We start from the raw sequence: 21,979 nt of genomic DNA on the forward strand, positions 1-21,979 counted from the left end.
CCTCCGGGTTCAGGCGGCAGCGAGCGCGGCCGGGCGGGAAACGGGCGGTTCGCTCCAGGACGCGGCGTGGGCGAGTTCGGCCCGCATGGCGGCCAGTTGACCAGCGGTCCAGGTACCGGTGCTCACCGCGAGGTCGAAGCTGGCGGCCATCTGCCGGTGCAGCGTGCCCGCCGCACGGTGGGCTCCGTCACGCAGATAGGCGCCGGTGTCGCCGCGCAACAGGTGTCCGGTCAGGCGGGTCTGGATGCTGTGGTGCAGGTTGGGGCGCAGGCTCGGCAGGTCGGCGGCGTCGGCGATGTCGTGCCGGCCGGAGCGGTGGTAGAGAGTCCAGGCGGATTCGACGCTGCGGGTGACGGCCCGCCCGCCGAGCTGTTCGACCAGGGCGCGCGCAGCACGCAGCGTGCTGCCGTAGCCGACGTTGTCGTCGATGACCAGCACGGTCGCATCCCGGGCCGCCGCGCTCAGGCGGTCGCGGTAGGTACGAGGCGCGGTAGCGCGGTGGCGGACGGTGCCACCGGCGCCGAGGTAGTCGACGTGTCCCTGGTCGTGGAACCCGAGGCGGACCAGGTGCACGTCGATCGGCCGGCCGAGCAGGGCGGGAAGGACGGTCCGGGCGGACAGCGCGAGAGACAGCGACCCGTACAGCGGGGCGAGGACGGCGGTGATGTCGGGCCGGGGTGCCAGTACGTGCTCGGCGAGGAAGCGCAGCTCGTTGCTGATCTTGACCGGGTTGTCGAGCTCCCGGAAGGTCCGCCAGCCCGCCTCGTGGGCCTGCAGCAGCGCGAGGTCGCCGAGGTGCGGGGCGAGCGGACCGGTAGCGGGCTGGCCGTGCAGCGCGGCGGCGGTGGTGGTGGCGGTCTCCAGCAGGCGTTCCAGCGCGGCCGGGCGCGGGTCGTCGGTGAGGCTGGGGTGGTCGGTGAGGCTGTGCCAGAGGGTGTAGGCGCTGGCGGCGGCGAGGTTGTGGAGGTTGTCGAGCAGCGCGTGCCGCAGCACCGGGGCCTGCCCCGGAGCCCGGTGGTCCAGGCGGCCGAGGGCTTCGCCCAGCGCCGCCCAGGACGGCAGCGCCGTACGGGGCTGGTAGTAGGCCGGGCCCCGGCCGAGCCGGATGGTGCGCGCGCCCGCTGCGGGGCGGGGTTCTTCGGCGGCCGGGAGGAAGGTGTCCAGCAGGGCGGGGTCCAGGCCGGAGCGGACCGCGAGGTGCAGCTCGGAGGCGGGGATGCGCACCACACCCAGCAGATCGCAGGCGACGGCGCTCCCGGAGGGCGGTGGGGTGGGGCCGGAGGGGTGGGCCGTGTTCGCCCGGGGCGGGAGCAGGAGGGTGGTCGCCGTGGTGGTCACGTGGGCTCCGTTTCGCGGGTCGGCCGGCGCGCGGCGTGGTCGCACAGCACGGTCAGGCAGGAGGCGAGGCTGGTGAAGCGGGCGGTCGGCGCCGACCCGGGCGGGGGCTGGCCGGTGGGGGTGATCCAGACCGGGTGCAGTCCGGCGGCGCGGGCGCCGACGATGTCGGTGTCCCACTCGTCGCCGACGTACAGGCACTGCTCGGGCCGGACTGCCAGGTCGTCACAGGCCTGGTGGAACGGCGCGGGATGCGGCTTGCGGTGGCCGTTGCCCAGTGCGCACACCACGGTCTCGAAGTACGGGTCGAGGCCGGCCTGTTCGAGCTTGGCGTGCTGCTGGTCGGCGTCGCCGTTGGTGACGACGCCGAGCTGGTAGACCTCCGCGAGGCGCCGGAAGGCGTCGACGGTGGCGGGGACAGGGCGGATCGCGCGCATCTGCCGGTGAGCGAAGTCCTCAACGTGGGCGTTCAGCTGCCGTTCGCTCAGTTCGAGCCCGGCCTCGCTCAGGGCGGTTTCCCATACGTGGCGGCGGGCGGCGGTGTGCGAGCCGAGCGGGGCCAGGGCGCGGTCGTAGTCGCTCCACAGCCGGTCGGAGGTGTGCAGGTAGGTGGAGGCGATGACGGGCGCGCTCACACCGGGGTGAGTGTCGGCGAGGCGGGCAGCGACGGTGTCCAGTGCGCTCTGCCAGATCGCGCGGGTGGGGATCAGGGTGTTGTCGATGTCGAACAGGACGGTGGTGACCGCGGGCAGTGGCGGCGGCTGGTGGGGGTGGGGGTTCACTGGGCTGCTCCGTGTCCTGTCATCCGAGCGGCCAGCGCGAGGGCGGCCAGGCCCTCGGCGGCGGCGGGGGCGTTCTCGTCGCGGGTGAGGCGGAAGTACAAGTCCGGCATGAGCAGGCCGAGGATTCGGGCCCGGTCCAGGGGCAGGCCGTCGAACCGGTCCAGCAGCCAGGTCGTGCCGAGGAGCTGTCCGCCCAGCGGATCGTCCAGCGGACAGGTGACCTCCAGGACGCCGCGGTGTTCGCGGACCGCGGCGTCGGCGAGCAGGCCGGTGTGTTTCAGGCAGGATCCGGCCAGCTTGGCCAGCGTCTGGTCGAGGTCGTGCATGCCGGCGAACTCGGCGTCGATCACCCACCAGCGCGGCTCGGTCGGGTGGACGAGGACGTTGCCCAGGTGGAGGTCGCCGGTGGCGTGGACCAGCCAGCCGCCCGGGGCGGCCGGGGTGAGGGAGCGGCGCGCGAGGTGGAGGAGCGAGCGGCAGCTGAGCTGCGTCGGTGCGCCGTTGAGGTGCAGCGTGTGATCCGCCCAGGGACGCAGCCGGCGGGCGAGGTCCTCCACCCAGCCGGACAGCACCGCGGGCGTCTGGAGCGAGTGGTCGACGTCGTCCTCCCGGCGGGGGGTCAGCGTCGCGGTGGCGCCGTGGACCAGCCGGGCGGCCACCTCGCCCAGCACCGACAGGAACCGCCCCGGGTCGGTGGCGGCCAGGTCGCGCAGGGGGACGCCGTCCAGAGCCTGGGAGACCAGCGTCGCGTCCTCACCGCGGTAATGCAGCGCGGTGGCGGGCACGGGCAGATGCCGCGCGAGGGCCTGAAGCCCGGTGTGCTCCCGTTCGGCGAAGGCCCGGCCGCGACCGGGCTTGATGATGACCGCACCCGCGGTCGTGCGGGCGGCGAACACCGGCGTACTGCTCGGCCGCAGCTGGGTGAGCGCCCCGTCGGGCGAGGCGTAGGCAGGAGCGGGGGCGTGGCAGTCCTCCGGGCTGTCCCAGTACGGGGCGGGGACATCGTCACGGACGCGGTCGACGGCCGCGGCGATCTCGTCGGTCAGCGGCAGCGGGGAGGGGCGCTCGGCCAGAAGCGCGGCGTCCAGCAGTCCGGCGTCCAGCACCGTCCAGCGCGCCTGGTCGTCCTCGCCCGCGTACAGCAGCCTGATCCGGCCGCCTCCCTCGGGCAGCAGCGCGGGGTAGAAGGCGTAGCGGGAGTCCGGGCTGCCGGGGCCGCCGCGGTGCAGGACGGTGCCCAGCGGTCGCCAGGTCAGGCCGTCGCGGGAATACGCGGCGGCCAAGGAGCGGGAGGTCCCGGCGCCGTAGACCATCAGCAGGCTCCCGTCAGGGGTGGGGGCGACGGCGGGGCAGTCGGCGGCGTACGCGTCCGGGGCCCCGGCCGGGCCGGTGGTGACGACGACGCCGTGGCGCTGCCAGGTGAGGCCGTCGGTGGAGGTGGCCAGGTGGATGCGCCGGTGGTGGCCGTCGCGTCCGGCGTACCACATCCACCAGGCGCCACCGCGGTGCAGCACGGCCGGCAGCAGCACGTGCTCGCCGTCGGTCGCCTCCTCCTCGGAGGCGGGGGCGAGGGCGAGATGAGGGCGGGCCCAGGTGGTGCCGCCGTCGCGGCTGACGGTGCGGTAGATCGACCAGGCCCCGCCGTCGGGCCGCGCGCTGAAGTAGGCGTGCAGCGCCTCCTGATGGGAGGCCAGACTCACGCCGGTGACGTCGTCGCAGCCGTCCGGAACCGGCAGCGGCCAGGCGCCCTCCAGGGACACCGGGCCGCCCCCGGGCCCGGATACGGCGGTGAGGATGATGCGGTTGCGGCCGCCGGTGTACCAGGGCTCCGGGGCGCGGCCGGGCAGCTGCCGGGGCATGTACGTACGGGCGTCGGCCGGGCCGGTGGCCACGGCCAACAGGTGACGGCCGCGGTGGCGGGTGAGGGCCGGGGCGAAGGCGATCCGGCCGTCGGCACCGGCCAGCACGCCGCGGTGGCGCCCGACGAGGTCCGCGCGTCCCACCGGGCGGGGCCGGGTGCGCGGGCGCGGCAGTCCGGCCGGTACGGCGGACAGCAGGAAGTGATCGCCTGCTTCGAGGAGTTCACCCGCCTGGGTGGTCTCCCGCACCGCGCGGCTCAGCGCGGTGAACGCCGCCTCGTCGGCAGCAGCCTCGTCGACGTAGGGGCGCATCCACGCCGCGACGCCCTCCAGCGAGTACCGGTCGGTGACTTCCAGGCCGGCCTCGGCCAGCAGTCCCTCAGCCTCGGTGAGGCGGTGGGTGCGGGTGGGCGGCATGTAGTCGTCGGCCGACACCGCAGCCAGCGGTTCGTAGCGGCCGTGGTCGAGGTATCCGCCGCCGGTCAGGGCGGACATCTCCGCGTACCGGCCACGCTTGAGCAGGTCCCGCAGCACCGAGGTGCGGGTCAGGAAGATCGCGTGGAGCCGGCCGCCCGGCGCCAGCGCGGTCGCGGCCCGGCGCACCGCCTCGACGGCGTCACCGTCATCCAGCAGGTGGTAGAGCGGGCCGAACATCAGCACCGCGTCGAACTGGCCCGGCGGCGGCGTCAGGTGCTGCGCCGGACCGTGCTGCGTGCCCAGCAGATGCCCTTCCAGACCGGCCTTGCGGAAGCGGGCGCGGGCGCTGTCCAAGCTGTTCGCAGACAGGTCGGACAGGGCGACCAGATGCCCGCGGCGCGCGAGTTCCAGGGCGTGGACGCCCGGGCCCGAGCCGATGTCCAGGATGCGGCTTCCCGGGCGCAGCCCGGCCAGGACCTGCCAGTGGATGACCTCCGTCTCCAGCCGGTGGTAGGGGCCGGAACTGGTGCGCCGCCACTCCCGCTCGGGGTCCGCGTCGTAGAACGCGGTCACCCGCTCGATGCCGCTGACGATCGTGGGATCAGGGAGTGCCGGGCCCACCGTGAAGGCGCCAGAGGTGCCCGTCGCGGTGGAGCCGGTCGCGGGCGGCGAGATGATGGAGGTGGAACTCAAGGAGGTCGGGGTCGATGTCATGGCCGAGGTCACGCAGCCTTTCGTCGAACTGGGCGGTGGTCAGGGGGCCGGCGGCCAGCAGGCACCCGGCGGTCTGGTCGGCGTCGCGCAAGACCCGCCAGGGCAGGACCAGCGCGGGCAGGTCGGACATGGACCAGGCGGCGAAGTGCGGCGCCGGGTCCGCGGTGTCCGAGGCCGCCAGGCACGCCAACTGCGGTTCGTACGGGGCGAGGCGGTCGAGGAAGAAACGAGCGGTGCGGCCGGAATCGACGACCTCGTCCACCACGATCAGCGGCTGCCCCGGCGGCGGCGCCCCGGTGGAAAGAAGCCCGTCGGCCGCAGCGAGCAGCTCCAGGCCGTCGGTGCGCTCGCCGCGGCGGCGGGCGGCGGCGGCCAGCACCGTCGAGCCGGGCAGGAGATCGGCCAGGGACTGGGCAGTGATCCACCCGCCCTGCAAGATCCCCACCAGCGTCACCGCACCGGGGTGAGCGCGGCGGATCTGCCCGGCCACGTCGGCGGCCATCTGCTGGTAGGCCAGCCAGGACACCATGCGGGCCCGGCGGCCGGCCACCGCGGTGAACACCAACTCCTCTACCGGCACTTCGGCTGACGTGGCCAGGCTCGGGCGGTCAGGCATCGAGGACCTCCGGGGCGTAGCGGTCCCACAGCAGCGCCAGCAGCCGGTCCGAGCCGCCCGCCACCCGCGCGAACGCCTCCTCCTGCGGACCCACCGGACCGCTGTCGGCGCCGAAGGGAGGGGCGGGAGCCTTGCGGCGTGCCCACAGGCTCGGCGCGGGCGGCAGCGCCCCGCCCACGGCGCGCACGGCAGTCTCCAGGCCGGCCAGGTGCTCAGCCACCCCGCGGCCGAGCACGGTGATCTCCTCCGGATGGTTGAAGGGCGTGCCCACATCCAGCGTCAGCGGCACCAGGTACACCGCGGCCGGCATGCCGGTCAGGGCCCGGCGCAGTCCGGCGTGGGTGCGGCCGGTGAACACGCTGTCGTCCAGGTGCACCACCACCTGCCCGTCCGCCTCCAGACTTCCGGTGCGCCACGCGGTGCCCGAGACCCGGGCCATCTCCTCCTCGTGGACCGAACCTCGGGCGAGCGCCAGGCGGACCCGTCCGCGCTGACCGGCCGACAGCATCCCGGCGAGCACCGGACCGACGGCCATCGCGCCGAACGCCTCGCTGACCAGCAGCACCGGCGCGCCCGGCTGCGCTGCGGCCAGCGCCGGCCAGCGGGTCTGGGCAACCGCGGCAATCTGCCACAGCACGTCACCCTCACGTACGGCGCGTACCGCGTCCGCCGCGACCTCGGACCCCTGAAGCGCCCGTGCCACCTCGCTCAGGACCTCCGGGATCCGGGCGTCGGCGGTCAACGCGGTCGCTCGCTTCGCCCACGTGGCCGGATCGCACGGGCCGGCCGGGTGTCCGTCCGGCTGCCACCGGTTCCAGGCCGCCTCGGCCAGCAGTGCGCCGAGCCCCTCCAGCACCTCGTCCAGCACCCCGGCCGCCCGGTCGTGGCCGAGGACCGCGGCGCTCCACCGCGCGGTGCACACGTCCTGCACTGCCGATTCCAGGAACGCCAGCCAGGCCAGCCACGCGTACCACCCGGCTGGCTCCCGCGCCGCAGGTTCCGCCAGCGGGCGGGCGAACTCCGCGTACCGGGGCCACCGCCGCTGAATGGCGGCGAACCGCCGTCCGGGCGCGGGAGTGCGGCCGGGCAGGTACATCTGGGCGTCGGCCGCGTAGTAGCCGAAGCCCCGCAGATACACCCAGCCCTCGCGCACCACACGGTCGTCGAAGAAGACGCGGGCCACCTGCGGGAGGTGGTCCTCCAGCCCGGCCGGAATGCGGAAACCGCCGCCATCCGCCAGGTGCTGCGCCACCGGGTACTCCGGCGGGGGCAGGCTGATCCCGCCCCCGGCCTGGAGCGCCGCCGTCCAACCGCGCTCCAGCTGTCGGCGCTGCGCGGCCATCTCCCGCGACCAGCCGAACAGCCGCTGCCGAGCCGACTGCGTGACGCCCGCTCGCCCAGTCCCGCCGGTTTCGACCGGCTGCGCGACGGCGGCTGCGCGGGTGATCATGCCGCCACCGGCCGGGCCAGGGCCTGCGACGCCTCCGCGAAGGCGGTGGCGTAGGCGTCGATCGTCTCTTCGGTGTCCTCGCCGGTGACGCTCACGCTGATCCGGCCCGCGTTGTAGGCGCTCTCGCCGTGGAAAGGCCCGAGCAGCCGTGGCTGCCAGGTCTCAGCCGCCGCACGCAGCGGGACCGGACGCGTGAACAGCGGCATCCCGGAAAGCGAGCCGACCGACGGGTAGTGCGCCGGAACCCCGGCGTCCTGCAACCACCGCAGGTAGCCGTCGACGTCCACTCCCGGCTTCAGCTCACCGGGCTGGATCTGCGGCCGGTAGGAGAACCAGCCACCCATGCCGACGCCGGGCCGCACCACCGGTGCCCGCACCCCCGACAGGCCCTGAAGGCCCCGGCTCAGCCGCTCCAGCAGAGCGCGGCGGACCGCCAGGCGTTCCACCAGGCCCTCGGCGTTGGCCAGACCCACCACCGCGGCCAGCGGATGCATCCGCATCTTCAGCCCCAGTCCGGTCTCCCCGAACGCCGTCAGATCCGGGTCCTCCAGCAGCAGGGCCCGGCCGCGGTAGTGGCCGGCCAGCAGCGCCCGCTCGCGCCACTGCGGACGCGCGGCGCTGAACAGGCCGCCTTCACCGGCGGGCCAGGACTTCCTGTCCTGCATGCTGCCGACGCAGATGTCGCCGAACGTCCCCACTCGCTGTCCGTTCAGCGTCGACAGGTAGGAGTGGCTGATGTCCTCGATCAGGTGAAGGTCCCGTTCGCGGCAGATCCGGGTGATCTCCTCCATCGCGGCGGGATGCCCCAGGTAGTGCGTCACCGTCACGCACCGGGTCAGCGGGGTGATTGCCGCCTCCAGCGCCGCCGGGCACAGATTCCCGGTGTCCGGCTCGACATCGACCAGCACCACGTTGAGCCCGGCGTGCAACGCAGGGCTCAACGAGGCGTGGAACGTGGTGACCGGCCCGATCACCTCCGAGCCGGGCGGCATGTCCAACGCGAGGTAGGCCGCGTGCAACCCGGCGGTGCCCGAGGAGAACGACAACGGGTCCGGCAGGCCCAGAACCCTCTCGATCCGCTGCTCCAGCTCCCCGATCACCCCGGAGCCGTCCGCCACCGACAGTGGCCCTCCCTCACGAACGTAGTCCGCGAGCGCTGTCGCGATCCGCTCGCGCGGCGGACCCGGCTCGAAACGGTGCGGCATGGCGTCCTCCAACTCCCGCGCACCGGCGGCCGGTGGGCGGCCGTACGCGCTGTGACAGGTGACGGCGACGGCCCAGATGTTGGCCGGCCAAGCCGTCGGCGCGGTCGGCCGGCGGCGGGCTCACCAGCACACAGCGTCTGAAGAGGCCACAGCAGAGGGGACCGGAGAGAACGTTGAGAATTTCGCGGCGAGAGCGAGAAAAGCCGAGAATTCGCGCCTCACACAACAGATCTGACGTAGCGTCCGGGCGTGATGACCCTCCGCGACGCGACGTCGGTGGACGCCGGGTCGGCGTCCGCGCCCCCCTCGAACCAGGCCCTTGAAGCCGCCCTCCGGGCAGCCCGGTGGACACCCCGTGACCTCGTCCGGGCCCTTAACCCCCGCCTGGAAGCCTCCGGCCAGCCCACCTTGCACCTGACCGCCGGCCGAGCCTGGCTCAACGGCACCAGGCCCCGCTCCGCTACCGTTCGCCGACTCGCGGCCACCGTCCTCACCGAGGCCACCGGTACCCCCTCCACCGCCGCGGACCTCTGGGGAGAGCCCGCTGCGGGCGGCGCGACGGCCGAGAAGACCGCCACCGACGATCTCGTCGGCCGCCGCTCTGTCGCCGACGTCCTCGCCACCGCCACCGCGTGGACCGCCACCGACCCGCGAGAACAGGCCATCCTCCACCCGGCAGGCGACAGCCAACTCCTGAGCGCCGTATGGGACGCCACACGACAGAGCCCGCTGCGCACCGCTCTACCGGGCACCCAGGAGCAGGTCCCGCCCGAGTTCGTCGACGTCCTCGAAGGTCACCTCAGCCGCCTGCGGCGGCTGGACGACACTGCCGGAGGCGGAGCCCTGCCCCAGCGGTACGTGCGCTTCGAACTCGCGGGCGTCCTCGATGTGGTCCGCAGCAGCAGCTACACCACCGACGTCGGTACCCGCCTCCTCGCCACCGCCAGCGGCATGGCCCAGCTCAGCGGGTGGATGGCCTTCGACGCCGACCTCCACGCGGCCGCCCAGCGCTACCAGCTCCTCGCCATCCGCCTTGCCCGAGCCGCCGGCGACACCACCACGGTCGCCAACGTCCTAGGCATGCTGGCCTACCAGCACGCCGCGACCGGCAAGCCCGCCGCCGCCCTGCGCTACGCCGAAGCCGCCGTCGAGCACACTGCCCGCAGCAGCCCCCTCGCCCGCGCTCGCGCCTGGGGCCGCATGGCCACCGCCCACGCCGCCGCCGGCGACATCGACGCTTTCCGGGACGCCACCGAACGCTGCCGGAACCTCCTGGAACACCGCCGCGACGACGACCCTCCCTCCCTGTACTACTTCACCCCCGAACAGGTCTCCGCCGAGGCCGGCCATGCCCTCGTCGAACTCGCCGCCACCAACCCCGCCCACACCAGGCGCCTGCTCGCCGAGGCGACCACACTCCTGTCCCCCCTCACCGACCACGGCCCCACCAGCGGATTCCCCCGCTCCGCCCTCCTGCACGGCATCCACCTCGCGCACGCCCACCTCCTCGCCCGCGACCCCGAAGCCACCGCAGCCACCCTCCTGCAACTCGCCGACCGGGTACCCGACGTGCAATCCATCCGCTGCCGCAACCTCCTGCGCCGGATCCGCCGTTCAGCAGGCACCCGTATGCGCGCCCCGGACGCCGCCCGTGCGCTCACCGCCGTCGACAGGGCACTATCGGCTTCATGACCTCCGTGCCCACCGCCTCCGACGCCCCGGCCGCGATACGCCTGACGCCTTCCGTGACCGCCGCACCCTACGACCACCCGGACGCCCGCCGCCTGACCCAGGCCCTCCGCGCCGAACAGCACGCGTTGTACGGCTTCGCCGATGACCCGGACGCCACCCCCGAAACGGACTTCGACCCGCCCGCCGGCCTGTTCCTCATCGCCCACGTCGGCGGAGAGGCGGTTGGGTGCGGAGGAGTACGCCTCCTCGGCGAGCACACCGCGGAGATCAAACGCATGTACGTCTCCGACGGCGCCCGCGGTCACGGAATCGGCCGGTACCTCCTCCAACGTCTCGAACGGCATGCCGCCAGCCGCGGGGCCACGCGCATCATGCTCGAGACCGGACGGCTCAACACCGCCGCCCTCGCTCTCTACCAACGGGCCGGATACCTGCCCTGCCCCTCCTACGTCGCCGGACGCGACCCCCGAGTCAACCGGGCCATGACCAAGCTCCTCGGCAGCAGCTCACCGCGATAGCCGGAGGACCACCCCGTCCGGTGCCGGCCTCCTGCCGAGGAGGGTGAAGTACTCCGTCGCGATGATCGACTGGCGCTCCGCTGCGGGAAGCCGGGAGAGGATTCCGGGAAGGGGCCGCTCCCGCGCTGCTTCGCTGCGGTGCGCCAAGATCGAGGCCATCTTCCGGTCCGTGCAGTCGCTCACGTCGACCGTCTCGGTGACGTGCTCGTCCGGCACGCTGAGCACCTTCTTCCCGACCTGCGTCAACAGCGCGCCCAGTTCGCCAACCCCCGAATCCGGGTGCGTCGCGGCGTACAACGCATCGGGCTGCCACGGTTCCCCGGCCTGCGGGTAGCGGTGCTCCAGGCCTGCGGCGTGAAACGCCAAAAGGGTCGCCTCGTGTGTGCGGAGGTGGTCCGGATGGCCGGTCAGCTGGCCGTAGGCGTCGTGGGTCACGACGACCTGTGGCCGTACGGCGCGAATGTGTTTGACGATCAGCCCCGCCACCTCCTCCAGCGGGGCGTCGCAGAGCCGTGGCCGGCCGGGCGCCGAGTCGGGGATGCGGGCATCGGCGAAGCCCAGCATCCGCGGCTCCCCGGCCCCCAGGATGGCCAGGGCGTCGGCGAGTTCACCGGCCCGGTGGCTGTCGGGCGCCCAGGTAGCGGTGACCACGGCCGTCGCGGCTCCCGCGGCGGCGTGCTGCGCGAGGACACCGCCGGCCAGGAGGGACTCGTCGTCCGGATGGCCGAACACCCCCAGCAGCGAGGGCACGGGCAGGCTGTTCATGACGAAGGGTCTCCTCGAAGTGGCGGGCGCAAGGTTCAGATGACCGGCGACCGTCCGGCGGCGGTGAGCCGGTACACGGTGCGCCAGCTCATCGGGCACCGCGGGGCTGCATAGGGCGGGTCGTCCACCCTTCACGCATGCCGCGCAGGGTCTCGCCCAGCCCGCCGCCGCGCGAGCCGCTCCGCGGTCTCCGCAGTAGGAAGTCGGGTCAGAACAGAGCACTCTGCTCTGCCTCCGTGCCCGAGGGTGGCCGTTTGGGCTGCAGTCCGGCGGCCGCGTCCAGTTCGAGAAGCGTGCGCCACCGGCCACCGGCACACCCTTCCTCCAGCAGTCGGGCCATCACCTGGGCGGTGACCTCGACGTCCGGCATCGCACGGTGCCGTCCGGCCGGCTTGGCGATGCCGTAGTAGCCGAGCAAGCTGTCCAGCCCGTAGGAACCAAGCCCGGGCACCACGGCCTTGGCCAGACGCAACGTGTCCAGCAACGGTGTGGCCGCGAGCACGGGACAGTGCTCTGCCTGGCGGGCGATGATCCCGGCTTCCGTGGAGACGTGATGGGCAACCAGCCGGTACGGCGGCGCGGTCAGGCGCGCCTCAAGCCGCGCCATCACCTCGGCTGCTGGCGCTGCCGAGGACAGCATCGGCTGGGTGATGCCCTTGAGCTGGACGTCCATCGCGGTCACGGGCACGTCAGCCGGCGGACGCATCAGCTCCTCGAAGCGACCGACTTCAACCAGCCGCCCGCCCATGGGGCGCAGCGCCAGCACGGCGACCTCGACAGGCTCGGCGGGCCGCCCCGCCGGGGTAAGGCCCTCGAAGTCGATCACCAGGAGCGTTGTCCCGGCGAAGCGTGGATCGTTCATCAGTTCCTTCACGGCGCCCCCTCCTGCCAAGCCGCCGCTGGCTTCTCCAGCAGTTCCCGCAGCGCAGCGGCGTCGGCCTGCAGCTGTGCCTCGTCCTGGCGCCCGTTGTCGAGGACGTCCCAGGGCAGTGGCCCGCCCGGCGCCGGGTCGGTGTCACCGGGGTACCGGGGGCAGATGTGGCTGTGCAGATGGGGTACGACGTTGCCGAGCGTGGAGAAGTTCAGCTTGATCGGTTCGTAGAAGGCCGTCAGAGCTCTGCCGAGCGCGAGGGTGTCGCGCCAGTAGGCGGCGGCGTCGGCTTCGGACAGGTCGGTGGGCTCGGCCACGTGCGGGGCACCGCGGTGGATGAGCACGCAGTAGCCGCGCAGGCGTCCGCTTCGCCACAGGTAGGCGTTGGCCACTTCACCGCGGCGGAGCAGGAGGCCCCAGCCGATGTCGTCCGTGGCGTAGTCGTTCGCGCACATGGGACATCCGTCGCCGGCGCGGTGGCGGAGGAAGGTCTCGGGCCAGCCGACCGGCACGGCGGGGCTGACGGCTTGGGGGTGAAGAGGGCCTGGTGGCTGGGGCACCCGTAACTCCTTGTTGCTGTGCGGCTGGTGGGGTGGCGCGACGCAGGAGACCGGCGAGGTCGCACTCTGCCGCGTCGATCAGCTTCGTCTCGTCGATGTCCGCCCCGATGAGCACGGACCGTGCTGTGCTGGTGTGCTTTCTCCCGCGGCAGGCGCAGCGTCGTCTCCTCGACGGTGTCCGTGACGATCAGCGCGACCTGGGTGTCCATGGCAGGTCGGGCGGTGTCGACGAGGGTGATCTCGGGGCGGGGCCTGAGCAGGTTGCCCACCCCTGCCCGGTATATGGGGTCCGGGGCGTGCAGCATGACGGCGATCCGAGGAGGCGCGGTCATGGCGCCTGCCGGGGCACGGCGGCGAGCGGAGGAAGCGTCCAGGCCAGGGCCTTCGGCCCCGCGCCCGAGGTGACGTGCTGGGCCCCGGCGCTGTCGTGTAGGTCGACCCGGTACTGCTCGGGCCGTCCAGCCTGTTCCCAGCGAGCGTGGAGATCTTCGAGTTCGGCCCACACATCACGCGGCCCGTGGACTCGGACGGTGCCGTCTTCCGAGCCGGACACGGCCCAGGAGTCGTCCTCGGGCGCGACGATCGTCATCGTCTCGGCCTGGAAGTCCCGGACCAGACCGGGGGCGAGGTAGGCGGCGGCGAGCCAGAAGCCGTACGCCTCGTCCGGCGGCGGCGTGAGCCGCGTGGACCGTGCCGTGCCGGGGTTGTCCTTGATGCGGGCGCGGTGGTCCACGGCGTTGAGCCACCGGTAGCCGAGTAAGGGCCGGTACCCGCGCGGTCGGCCCCGCAGGACCGCGTCGACCGTGCCGGCCGTAGTGCGGGTGACGAGGAGTTGTCCGGGCCAGCTCGGTGTACGGGTCGCGAGTGTCGTCAGCAGCCGGCCGCCCGGCGCGAGCTGCTCCACCCACGGCTCCGGAACGGAGGGGACACCGATGCCGGAGTGGATCCGGTCGTACGGCGCCCTCGCCTCGTGCCCTTCGAGCGCGTCACCCTCGATCACCTCCGCGCCGACACCGAGCCGGTCCAGGTTCCGCTGGGCGAAGGCCGCCATGGGTCCGTCCCGCTCCACTCCGGTGGCGAGTCCGGGGCCGGTGATGGCGGCGGCGAGTGCGAGGGAGACGCCGGGGCCCGGCCCGAGCTCGAGATACCGCTGCCCGGAACCGAGTTCCATGGCTTGGAGGGTTTCGATGGTGGCGGGGGTGTAGGTGGACATGGATGTCATGTGTCCGCCGGTGACCGGCCCGCGGGGGAGGGCGTCGAGGGGTTCGCCGTCACGCTGGAGCAGGATCGACTCGTCGCTGTGGATCAGCTTGAGCCACTCCTGGCGGTCGTCGGGGTGGGAGCCGTCGAGGAGGCGCCAGTCGATCGGGTCCGCGCCAGGGCCGCTGACCCGGACGTACGCGTGCGGGAGCAGGATTTCGCGCGGCAGCGCGAGCAGAGCCTCTCGCACCGGTCCGGGGCCGAGCTTTCCGCTCTCCTCAAGCCGGGCGACCATCGCTGCCCGGTCCGCCACTGTTTCGGAGGTGTCGGCGGCGGACTGCGGCGGGAGGCGAGGCGCGGCGGGCACGGTGTTGTCGGTCAGCACGGTGCACTCCAGGGGATCGGGTGATGCGGCAGCGGGAGTCGCCGCCGAGTTCGGCACCTCGTTCACGAGGCATCGCCTCCGAGTGAGCGGTCGTGCCGCGCGTCGTCCGTGCACGTTGCAGTGGGCACGGTGGGAGGGGAGGTCCTGGCTGCGGGAGGCGATGGCAGGGTGGTGGCGGGCGGGTCCGGCATCTGCCGTAGGGCGCGGATCGGGGAGCGGGCGAGGACGACGAGCGGGACGAGCAGCAGAAGGGTTCCGGCGGTCAGGGCGGGCCGGACACCGATCCACGTGCCCAGGGCGCCGGCGAGGAGCGCGGCCACGGGGCGAGCGCCGGACGTCAGCCAGGTGCTCACCGCCTGCATCCGCGCCTGCATCCCGGCCGTGGTGACGATCTGCCGAATGGATCTTTGGGTAGAGCCCGCGGCACCGGCACAGGCGAGCTGCAGGAAGAGCGCCGCACCGATCGTGATCTGCCAGGCAAGGCCGGGGGAAGCGAGCAGCATCGGGAGCTGGGTGAGCGGGGTGATCGCGAGCGCGGCCAGCATCATCGGCCCCGGACCGAACCGGCGGCCTAACGCCGGGGCGGTGAGCGCCCCGGCGGCCGCGCCCAGCGCGCCGAGGCCCAGCACCACGCCGAACGCGGTCGCGCTCATCGACAAGGACCTCAACAGGTACAGCGCCCAGAGGGTGTTGAGCATCCCGAGGCCGAACGAGGTCGTCGCGTTGACCAGCGTCAGGGTCCACAGCCGGTCATCGCCGCGCACGTACCGCAGGCCCTCGCCGATCTCACCGCGCAACCGGCTGGTCCCCGGGCGGGCGCGGACGGGTTCAGCGGCCTGGATGCGGGCGGTGCACACGGCGCTGATCAGGTAGGAGGTGATGTCGCCGAGCAGGGCCCGGGCGGGGCCGAGCAGCGCGGTCAGCGCGGCGCCGAGGTGGCTTCCGGCACTCGCGGCGACCGCGAACAGCGCGCCGACCCGGCTGTTGCTCCGCTGGATCAAGGACCGGTCGACGAGGCTGGGCAGCAGGCTGATGGCCGCCGCGTCGTGGACCACGCTTGCCGCCCCCTGCACCACGGCGACGACCATGAGCTGCGTGAGGGTGAGGGTGCCCAGCGCGAACGCCAGCGGCACGGTGGCGAGTACCGCCGCGCTTACCAGGTCACCCAAGATCATCTGACGGCGCTTGGAGTGGCGGTCGGCGAGCGCGCCCGCGTGCAGGGCGAGCAGCGCGGGAGGGAGCTGTCCGAGGAACGCCAGCCAGGCGACCTGGGCGGTGGTCGCGTCCAGTTGGAGCACGGCCAGCACCGGCAGCGCCATCTGTGTGATCGAGCTGCCGGCCACGCTCGCCGTCTGGCCGGTCAGGTACCGGCGGAAGTCCCGGTGCCGCCACAGCGAAGTACCGGCGGCGGAGGGGGCGTCAGTGCAGGGCGGCACGGACTACCTCCCCCGGCTTCGCCACAGGCTGGGGCAGCGCGTGCGTGGGTTCGGTCCAGGCCCGCCGGCCGGGGCCGGGACCGGTGGGTGCGATCACCCTGGTCACCAGCCCATCTCGGAATAGGAGCGGCCTTCGGCGATCGCGGTGATGGCTGTGCGGGTGTAGGAGACGAGCCGGTCCGGGAGCTCATGCTGCGGCCACCACTGCCACGTCAAGCACTTGTCGGGCTCGCGGACCTCGGGGGTGCCCTCCCAGCGGCGGGCCCGGAAGACGAGCTGCATCAGCGGCATGCTGCCCGGGGCGTCGACGACGTGGACGACGTGGACGAGCTCCACGTCTGCGGGGTCGATGACCAGTCCTGCCTCTTCCCGGGCTTCGCGGACCAGGCACGCGAGGGCGGGCTCCTGCTCGCACCTCCCGGCCAGGTAGTGCCAGGTGTCGCCCGCGTACTTCGAAGCGGGGTGCCGAAGGCCGAGCAGCACTCGGCCTTCGGCGTCTTCGATGTGGAGGTGAACCCCGATGCCGTTCAGCACCACCTGGCTGCCCCCGTCCCACACCGGAGGAGCCGTGGCCGGCTCGCTGTCCGGGGGGGTCTCGGCCGAGTGCCGGCGAAGCAGGTCCCGGGGGGCGGGGCTGAGGCGCAGCCCCAGTTCGGCGTCCGAGATGCTGTCCGTGGCTTCGGCCTTCGGGCCGCTCGCGCTCTTGTCGCTGCCTGGTTCGACTGGCGTCAATGTGTTCCCCATCGTGGACGTGGTGGTGGCGTCGCTGTGTTCAACGACGCCGCATGATTTCGAGCACCTGTTCCTTTCGGACGCGTTGTGCGCCCTGCGATTCAGCGGTTTTCCGAAGGTGCCCTGTGCACCGACCCTTGCCGCGCAAGGGCGCGCTCCTCGGGGGTGGTTGGCCGAAACGCGGCCCTTTGGCCGTTGCTTCGTCGGCTGTCAGCCAGCGCACGTCGCTAGGGCTTCGCCTTGTTTGCCCGAGGGGACGGCAGGCCCAGGCGCAGTGTCATGACCGCGTGGTCGGTCAGCCCCGCTTCGCGGGCTTCCTGGTGGTAGTCGCAGGCCAGGACGCGGTCAGCGTGGGGTGTGGAGACGAAGAGGTGGTCGAAGCGGAAGCCGTTGCCCGTGAGCCCGAACCAGGAGTGGGCGACCTCGTCGGGGTGGAGGTGGCGGAAGACGTCGGTGAGGCCGGCGGCCTGGAACGAGTCGTAGAAGGCGTACTCCCAGTTGCCGAACACCTTGTGCGGGGGCTGGTGGCCGCGCTCGATGACGTTGAGGTCCCCGGCCACGATGACGGGCATGTCCGGGAAGGCGGCGAGCAGGTGCGGCAGGCTCTCGGTGACCGCCTCCTGGAAGGCGCGCTTGGCGACGTTGCGCTGCTCCTTCGGGCCGCGGGAGGGCACATAGAGGCCCAGCACTCCGATGTCGTGGCCGCCGACGGTGACGCGGGCCGCCGGGGCGCGATGGGGTGTGACGGTGACCGGGCTGGGGACCGGCCGGACGTGGCCGGTACGGCAGGCGATGACCGTGCGGTAGTCGGGCGTGGACGGCTGGGGAGCGATCACGGTGGCGTACCCGCGCTCGGTGAGCGCGGTGACGAGGGCGTCGCCGCCCTGGGTGGAGGACACCTCGGTGAGGACGGCGATATCGGCGTCCTCCTGGCCGGCGATCCATTCGGCCTGGCGGCGCGAGCGTTCAGGAGAGGCGTGCTGGGCGTTGAACAGGAGCAGCCGCACGGCATCGGTGGCCGGCTGGTGGGCGGGCTCGTCGGTGGCGAGCAGGGACAGCTGCTCCGCGGCGGAGTTCATCGGCCGGCTTCCTTCTCGTCGAGGAAGACCTCGCTGTGCGCGTCCAGGGTCTTTTGGAGGCGGCCGAGGGTGTCGCGGACGAAGGCGAGCTCGTCGCCGGTCAGCGGCGTGCCGACTGCCGTCAGGTTCTCGGTGACCTGCTCGGGGCGGGTGAAGCCGACGAGGACCGCAGCGTTCTCGGCCCTCTGGAGGCACGCCTGGAGCGCGACACGCGTCAGGGCGGCCGGGCTGTCGCCGAAGCGCTCCCGCAGCGTGCCGAGACCGTCCTGGATGATCCGCAGCGCCTGCGGGGTGAACCAGGCTTTGCGCAGCCGGTGGTCGCCGGGTGTGAAGACAGGCGGGTGCTCGGGGTCGTACTTGCCGGTGAGCAGGCCCTGGGCCAGCGGTTTGTTGATCAGCACGCTCGCGCCGAGTGAGGAGGCGAGGGCGAAGATGTCGGGCCGGCCGTCGGCGGGCGGCGGGGTCAGGGCGTTGTACCGGGCCGCGAGGTAGTCCGGGCGGATCTGCTCGGCGAGGTAGGCGAACCGGGCGTACTTGTCCTCGCGCTTCTCCTTGGCGACGGTTACCCGCTCGGTGGCGTGGCGGTGCGGGCCGCGCATCCCGACCGCGGTGACCAGGCCCTGGCGCTGGAAGTCGCGCATCTGGGCGACGGCCTCCTCCAGGTAGCGGTCGTCTGCGCCGAAGTCGGCGTTGTGGAAGAAGTAGATGTCGAGCCGGTCGGTGCGCAGGTTCTCCAGGCTCGTCTCGAACTGGCGGCGCATGGCCGAGGGGAGGTAGGCGTGCCGGGCGGTGCCCCGGTGGTAGCCGACCTTGGAGGACAGCACCACGGTGTCGCGGGGGACGGTGGCGACGAAGTCACCGATGATCCGCTCGGAGTGCCCGTGCCCGTACACGTCGGCGGTGTCGATGAGGTTGGCGCCGAGCTTGTAGGCCCTCTCCAGGCCGCGTCGCGAGGCGGTGTCGTCGGCCGTGCCCCAGCCCATGGGCAGCCCGAGGTTGTCGTCGGAGCCGCCCACGGCCCAGGCACCGATCCCGATCGGATGAACGGACAAGCCGCGGGCGAGCGTGCGGCGCGCGATGGAGGAAGGAACACTCACAGGAAGTACCTCTTAGCTCTCAATTAGTAGCAAACACTGATGAATTGCTTTGGGGAGTGAGTATGGTGCCTCGCGTGACGACACAACCTCCCTTCACCGAACTTGACTTGAACGCGATCGCCGAGCGGCGCTGGGTCGACCGCAGCGACTTCACCGACGCCGAGTTCGCCCGCGCCCGCGCCTTCTACGAGCAGATGCGCGTCCACGACGACCGCCTGGAGCAGGTGCGCGCCGACGCGGCCGCCATGATCAGCGAGTGGACCGGGCACAAGCCCCGCGATGTCGGTTCCTTCGGCACCCGCCTGAACCTGGAGACCTCGGACCTGGACCTGGGCATCGGCTACCCGGCCGAGGACCGCGACCGCCTGCGGGCGGCCCTCGCGCCGCACACGACGTTCCTGGGCGAGCGCAAGACCCGCTACTCCACCTCCCGGCTCGTCTTCTCCTTCACGCTGGACGGCATCGAGATCGACCTGAGCGCGCTCACGGTCGAGGACTTCGCCGTCGCCTGCCGGATGCTCGACCAGATCGACGTGACCATGACCTTGGACGAGCGCATCGCGCACACCTGGGTCAAGCACCTGCTGCGCAGCTCGGGCCGGACCGAGGAGTACGCGACCTGGAAGCTGACGACGTACGCCCGCTTCTGCCCGGAGTTCGCCTGGGTGCCGATCCCGGAGAAGACCGCCGGCGCGTGAGCGCGACGGCCTGGGGGCCCCGCCCGCGGCAGCGCGGCGGGGCACCCAGGCGCGGCGCCGGCTCAGTCCGCGCACGAGTCCCCTGCGTTGATCAGCTCCCAGCCGGCCGTCGCTTCCCACCGGCCGTACACCCGGGCCAGCGTGCCCGCGTGCTCTCCGGCGAGGTACGTGGTGACCTCACGCACCGTGGACGCCATCTGCCCGCGCAGGCTCCCGGCCCGCTCTTCCAGCGCCGCCTCGATCCGCGAGGCGAGCACCTGTTCCTGCTCCGGTTGCTCCAGGTCGTGCTGCTCGATCGCGGCGATCAGGTCGCCCAGCACCTGGTAGGCGGCGTCCTTCAGCACGACGCGGGCCCGCCGGACGGCATGCCGGGGTGCGTTGTCGAGGACCTTCTCCAGGCTCTTGAAGGTGTAGTCGAGGGAGAAGTGGCGGTCCACCCAGCGTTGCGCCCAGTTGCTGGCCACACCGATGCGCCAGTCCAGGTACCGGCAGGCGACCCGGCCCATCAGCGGCTCTTCCGCCCCGGTGAGGCCCTCGGCGGCGGCCATCCGGGTGTAGGCGGCGCCGATGAGGGACTCCATGCTGACGAGCATGTAGCTGATCCCGGTGTGCAGCGGCCGGCCGGTGGTGTGCTCGGCGACCCACCCGTCGTCGCGGACTCCGCGCACGATGTCGGCAGCCGGCAGTCCGGGCTGCGGCCGCAGCAGCAGATCGGTGCGGCCCTGGAAGGCGTGCGTCTCCTTCAGCTCCTCCAGCGTCATCAACGGGTCGAAGGTGATGTAGGTGTAGCGGGTGGGCACGTCCAGCGCGGACAGGGTGCGGATCGCGACCGCGTTCTGCTCGGCGGTGTTCTCCTTGTTGAACCGGTCCAGGATGGAGTCCACGCCCGACTCCACGCCGAAGAGCATCCGGCGCAGCCCCAGGTCCATCAGCGTGCGCCACATGGCGACCCGCTCGATGTGCCAGGTCTCGTCCATGTCGGGGTGCGTGACCTGGTCGATGCGGCAGCTCGACTCCCAGCGGAAGCCCGCCCGGTGGAACGCGGCGGCCAGGGCCAGGATGCGGGGCACGACCTGTTCGCCGCGGCCGATGATCTCCTCGTCGACCAGGTACGCGGTCCGTGAGACCTGGGGGAACTCGTCGAAGACGCGGCGGATCCAGGCCAGGATCCAGCAGCCGGCCAGCGGGTCGGGGCCGTTCCAGATGCCCTTGTGCCCCCGCGGGCAGAAGGAGCAGGTGTTGGTGCAGCCCCGGCTCATCTCCAGCTGGGCCACCCCGTGCAGCTGAAGGGTGAGGCGCAGGAGGTCGAGCTCGGGCAGGATGTCGGCGGCGGCGACGGCGGCGCGGAGCTTGGCCGTCCGGCGGGCGGCGATGCCGATTCCGCCTCCGCGTGGGGCGCCGTTGTAGCCGAGCCCGGGTATGTCGGTGAGGGCGATCTCGCCGTGCCAGTAGGCCAGGAGGCCCTGCATGGTGGGCTCGCCGGCCGACCGTGCGATGAGGAGCTTGGGGTACTTCGCCAGGAGCAGGCCCTCGTTGCGGGCCACCAGACTGCCCCCGGCGATCACCAGGGGCGGCTCGGGTAACGCGTAGGCCGCGTCGAGGACTTCTTCGAGGAGGTCGTGCTGGCCGAAGGTAGCGCTGATGCCGAGGATGTCCGGGGGCGCGGCCGCGACCTGCTTGAGGAGGTCCTCCCGGGTGGTGCCCAGCTGCATGTCGACCAGGGAGACGGTGCCGGTCATGGCGGCACGCGCGGCTCGGGCCACGTCGCTGATGCCGAGCGGGAAGCGGGGCAGGGGGAAGTTCTCGGGGTGGTAGAGCGCCGCGAGCAGCACGTTGGGCTTGCTGAGGCGTTCCACCGCGCTCTCGTCGAGCACGGCGGCCGAGAGCCAGGAGTCCGGCTGGTCGATCAGGAGCCGGGAGTCGGTCCACGCCGGCCAGGTCCTGTCGGAGTGCGGCCGGCCGGACAAGTCGGCCAGGGTCCACCCGCCACCGCCGGTCTCCAGAAGCACGAGCCGCCGGTCGAGGGTGCCGGTGGCACGGACCCGCAGGGCGTGCTCGGCGTAGCGGTTCTCGATGAAGGTGCGAAGGTCGTTGGGGGTCAGGAGCAGGAGCTCCAGAGCACCGATCTCCTGGGTGTCGCCGGGGTCGATCGGCGGCGCTGAGGGGAAGGCGTGCTCCAGGACGGTGGCCAACCGTACGGCCTGTTCCCGGACCGGGGAGTCATTCATCAGGAGTGCCCTTCAGAGAGTGCGGATCGTGGGCCGGTGCGCTCAGCTCCAGGTCGGGGGCTGCTTGTCGCGGCGGACCGGAGGGGCTGACGTTGCGGCGCCTGTTTCTCGTTGCGGCGCCGGCCCGGGCAGCGGCCCACGGCGAAGTCGCCGGGCGCGAGGGAGGCTCCGACCGCGTTGGTCAGCGGGCGGCCGCCGGAGGGCGTCGTGGTGAACGGGCAGGCCGGGCGGTTGACGGTGGTTATGACGGCCATGCGCAAGGTCCTTCAGGGCAGGGCCCACTAGCCCCGGGACATCAGGAGATCCCCAGGGGGTGGGCGGGCGCTTTGGGGTATACGGG

At 72.6% G+C, this 21,979-nt stretch carries 18 protein-coding genes; 3 read left to right on the forward strand and 15 right to left on the reverse strand.

Going from position 1 to position 21,979, the window contains the following annotated elements; translation table 11 throughout:
* Positions 1-9 precede the first annotated feature (9 nt).
* The 6 genes from ACZ4VK_RS26785 to ACZ4VK_RS26810 are packed head-to-tail and all read right to left on the reverse strand — an operon-like array spanning position 10 to position 8,378.
* Positions 10-1,338 (reverse strand): phosphoribosyltransferase, encoded by a 1,329-nt coding sequence (locus tag ACZ4VK_RS26785; RefSeq protein ID WP_468356993.1) that lies wholly within the window; start codon positions 1,336-1,338, stop codon positions 10-12.
* On the reverse strand, positions 1,335-2,117 hold the full coding sequence (locus ACZ4VK_RS26790) for an HAD family hydrolase (protein WP_468356996.1): 783 nt from the start codon (positions 2,115-2,117) through the stop codon (positions 1,335-1,337). Before ACZ4VK_RS26790 ends, ACZ4VK_RS26785 begins: the two co-directional genes overlap by 4 nt.
* Positions 2,114-5,086, reverse strand: coding sequence for a methyltransferase domain-containing protein (locus ACZ4VK_RS26795; RefSeq protein ID WP_468356999.1), 2,973 nt, complete (start codon positions 5,084-5,086; stop codon positions 2,114-2,116). The genes ACZ4VK_RS26790 and ACZ4VK_RS26795 overlap by 4 nt, the downstream gene beginning before the upstream one ends.
* Entirely contained in the window at positions 4,995-5,723 is a 729-nt protein-coding gene (locus tag ACZ4VK_RS26800; RefSeq protein WP_468357002.1) for a phosphoribosyltransferase family protein, read from the reverse strand. The genes ACZ4VK_RS26795 and ACZ4VK_RS26800 overlap by 92 nt, the downstream gene beginning before the upstream one ends.
* A complete protein-coding gene (locus ACZ4VK_RS26805) occupies positions 5,716-7,173 on the reverse strand; it encodes a hypothetical protein (RefSeq protein ID WP_468357005.1) in 1,458 nt (485 codons plus the stop codon). Before ACZ4VK_RS26805 ends, ACZ4VK_RS26800 begins: the two co-directional genes overlap by 8 nt.
* A complete protein-coding gene (locus ACZ4VK_RS26810; RefSeq protein WP_468357008.1) occupies positions 7,170-8,378 on the reverse strand; it encodes a DegT/DnrJ/EryC1/StrS family aminotransferase in 1,209 nt (402 codons plus the stop codon). The genes ACZ4VK_RS26805 and ACZ4VK_RS26810 overlap by 4 nt, the downstream gene beginning before the upstream one ends.
* A 252-nt stretch (positions 8,379-8,630) precedes the next feature.
* Here ACZ4VK_RS26810 and ACZ4VK_RS26815 point away from each other — a divergent pair, with 252 nt between their 5' ends.
* Positions 8,631-10,070 carry a hypothetical protein gene (locus tag ACZ4VK_RS26815; RefSeq protein WP_468357275.1) on the forward strand — a complete coding sequence of 480 codons (1,440 nt, stop codon included), beginning with the start codon at positions 8,631-8,633 and terminating at the stop codon, positions 10,068-10,070.
* Positions 10,067-10,588: a GNAT family N-acetyltransferase gene (locus tag ACZ4VK_RS26820; RefSeq protein ID WP_468357011.1), complete on the forward strand. Its 522-nt coding sequence runs from the start codon at positions 10,067-10,069 to the stop codon at positions 10,586-10,588. The genes ACZ4VK_RS26815 and ACZ4VK_RS26820 overlap by 4 nt, the downstream gene beginning before the upstream one ends.
* Here ACZ4VK_RS26820 and ACZ4VK_RS26825 read toward each other — a convergent pair.
* The 8 genes from ACZ4VK_RS26825 to ACZ4VK_RS26860 all read right to left on the reverse strand — a co-directional run bounded on the left by ACZ4VK_RS26825 (position 10,577) and on the right by ACZ4VK_RS26860 (position 18,713).
* Positions 10,577-11,353, reverse strand: a complete 777-nt coding sequence (locus ACZ4VK_RS26825; RefSeq protein ID WP_468357014.1) for a PIG-L deacetylase family protein — start codon at positions 11,351-11,353, stop codon at positions 10,577-10,579. The two genes, ACZ4VK_RS26820 and ACZ4VK_RS26825, sit on opposite strands and share 12 nt — an antisense overlap.
* Before the next feature lie 208 nt (positions 11,354-11,561).
* Complete coding sequence (locus ACZ4VK_RS26830; protein ID WP_468357017.1) at positions 11,562-12,227, reverse strand: 3'-5' exonuclease; 666 nt, start codon at positions 12,225-12,227, stop codon at positions 11,562-11,564.
* Complete coding sequence (locus ACZ4VK_RS26835) at positions 12,224-12,784, reverse strand: HIT family protein (protein WP_468357020.1); 561 nt, start codon at positions 12,782-12,784, stop codon at positions 12,224-12,226. The genes ACZ4VK_RS26830 and ACZ4VK_RS26835 overlap by 4 nt, the downstream gene beginning before the upstream one ends.
* 328 nt (positions 12,785-13,112) lie before the next feature.
* Entirely contained in the window at positions 13,113-14,369 is a 1,257-nt protein-coding gene (locus tag ACZ4VK_RS26840) for a methyltransferase domain-containing protein (protein ID WP_468357023.1), read from the reverse strand.
* Between the two features lie 62 nt (positions 14,370-14,431).
* On the reverse strand, positions 14,432-15,805 hold the full coding sequence (locus ACZ4VK_RS26845) for an MFS transporter (RefSeq protein WP_468357026.1): 1,374 nt from the start codon (positions 15,803-15,805) through the stop codon (positions 14,432-14,434).
* 102 nt (positions 15,806-15,907) lie between these two features.
* Positions 15,908-16,537 carry an NUDIX domain-containing protein gene (locus ACZ4VK_RS26850; RefSeq protein WP_468357029.1) on the reverse strand — a complete coding sequence of 210 codons (630 nt, stop codon included), beginning with the start codon at positions 16,535-16,537 and terminating at the stop codon, positions 15,908-15,910.
* A 227-nt stretch (positions 16,538-16,764) separates the two neighbouring features.
* Positions 16,765-17,616: an endonuclease/exonuclease/phosphatase family protein gene (locus tag ACZ4VK_RS26855; RefSeq protein WP_468357032.1), complete on the reverse strand. Its 852-nt coding sequence runs from the start codon at positions 17,614-17,616 to the stop codon at positions 16,765-16,767.
* Complete coding sequence (locus tag ACZ4VK_RS26860) at positions 17,613-18,713, reverse strand: aldo/keto reductase (RefSeq protein WP_468357035.1); 1,101 nt, start codon at positions 18,711-18,713, stop codon at positions 17,613-17,615. The genes ACZ4VK_RS26855 and ACZ4VK_RS26860 overlap by 4 nt, the downstream gene beginning before the upstream one ends.
* Positions 18,714-18,787: 74 nt before the next feature.
* Here ACZ4VK_RS26860 and ACZ4VK_RS26865 point away from each other — a divergent pair, with 74 nt between their 5' ends.
* On the forward strand, positions 18,788-19,411 hold the full coding sequence (locus ACZ4VK_RS26865; protein WP_468357038.1) for a hypothetical protein: 624 nt from the start codon (positions 18,788-18,790) through the stop codon (positions 19,409-19,411).
* Positions 19,412-19,473: 62 nt separating this feature from the next.
* Here ACZ4VK_RS26865 and ACZ4VK_RS26870 read toward each other — a convergent pair whose 3' ends face one another.
* The gene (locus ACZ4VK_RS26870; RefSeq protein ID WP_468357041.1) at positions 19,474-21,639 is read right to left on the reverse strand and encodes a B12-binding domain-containing radical SAM protein; all 2,166 of its coding nucleotides are present in this window, start codon (positions 21,637-21,639) and stop codon (positions 19,474-19,476) included.
* Positions 21,640-21,979 lie beyond the last annotated feature (340 nt).

Source organism: Streptomyces sp. NPDC028711, assembly GCF_055565415.1.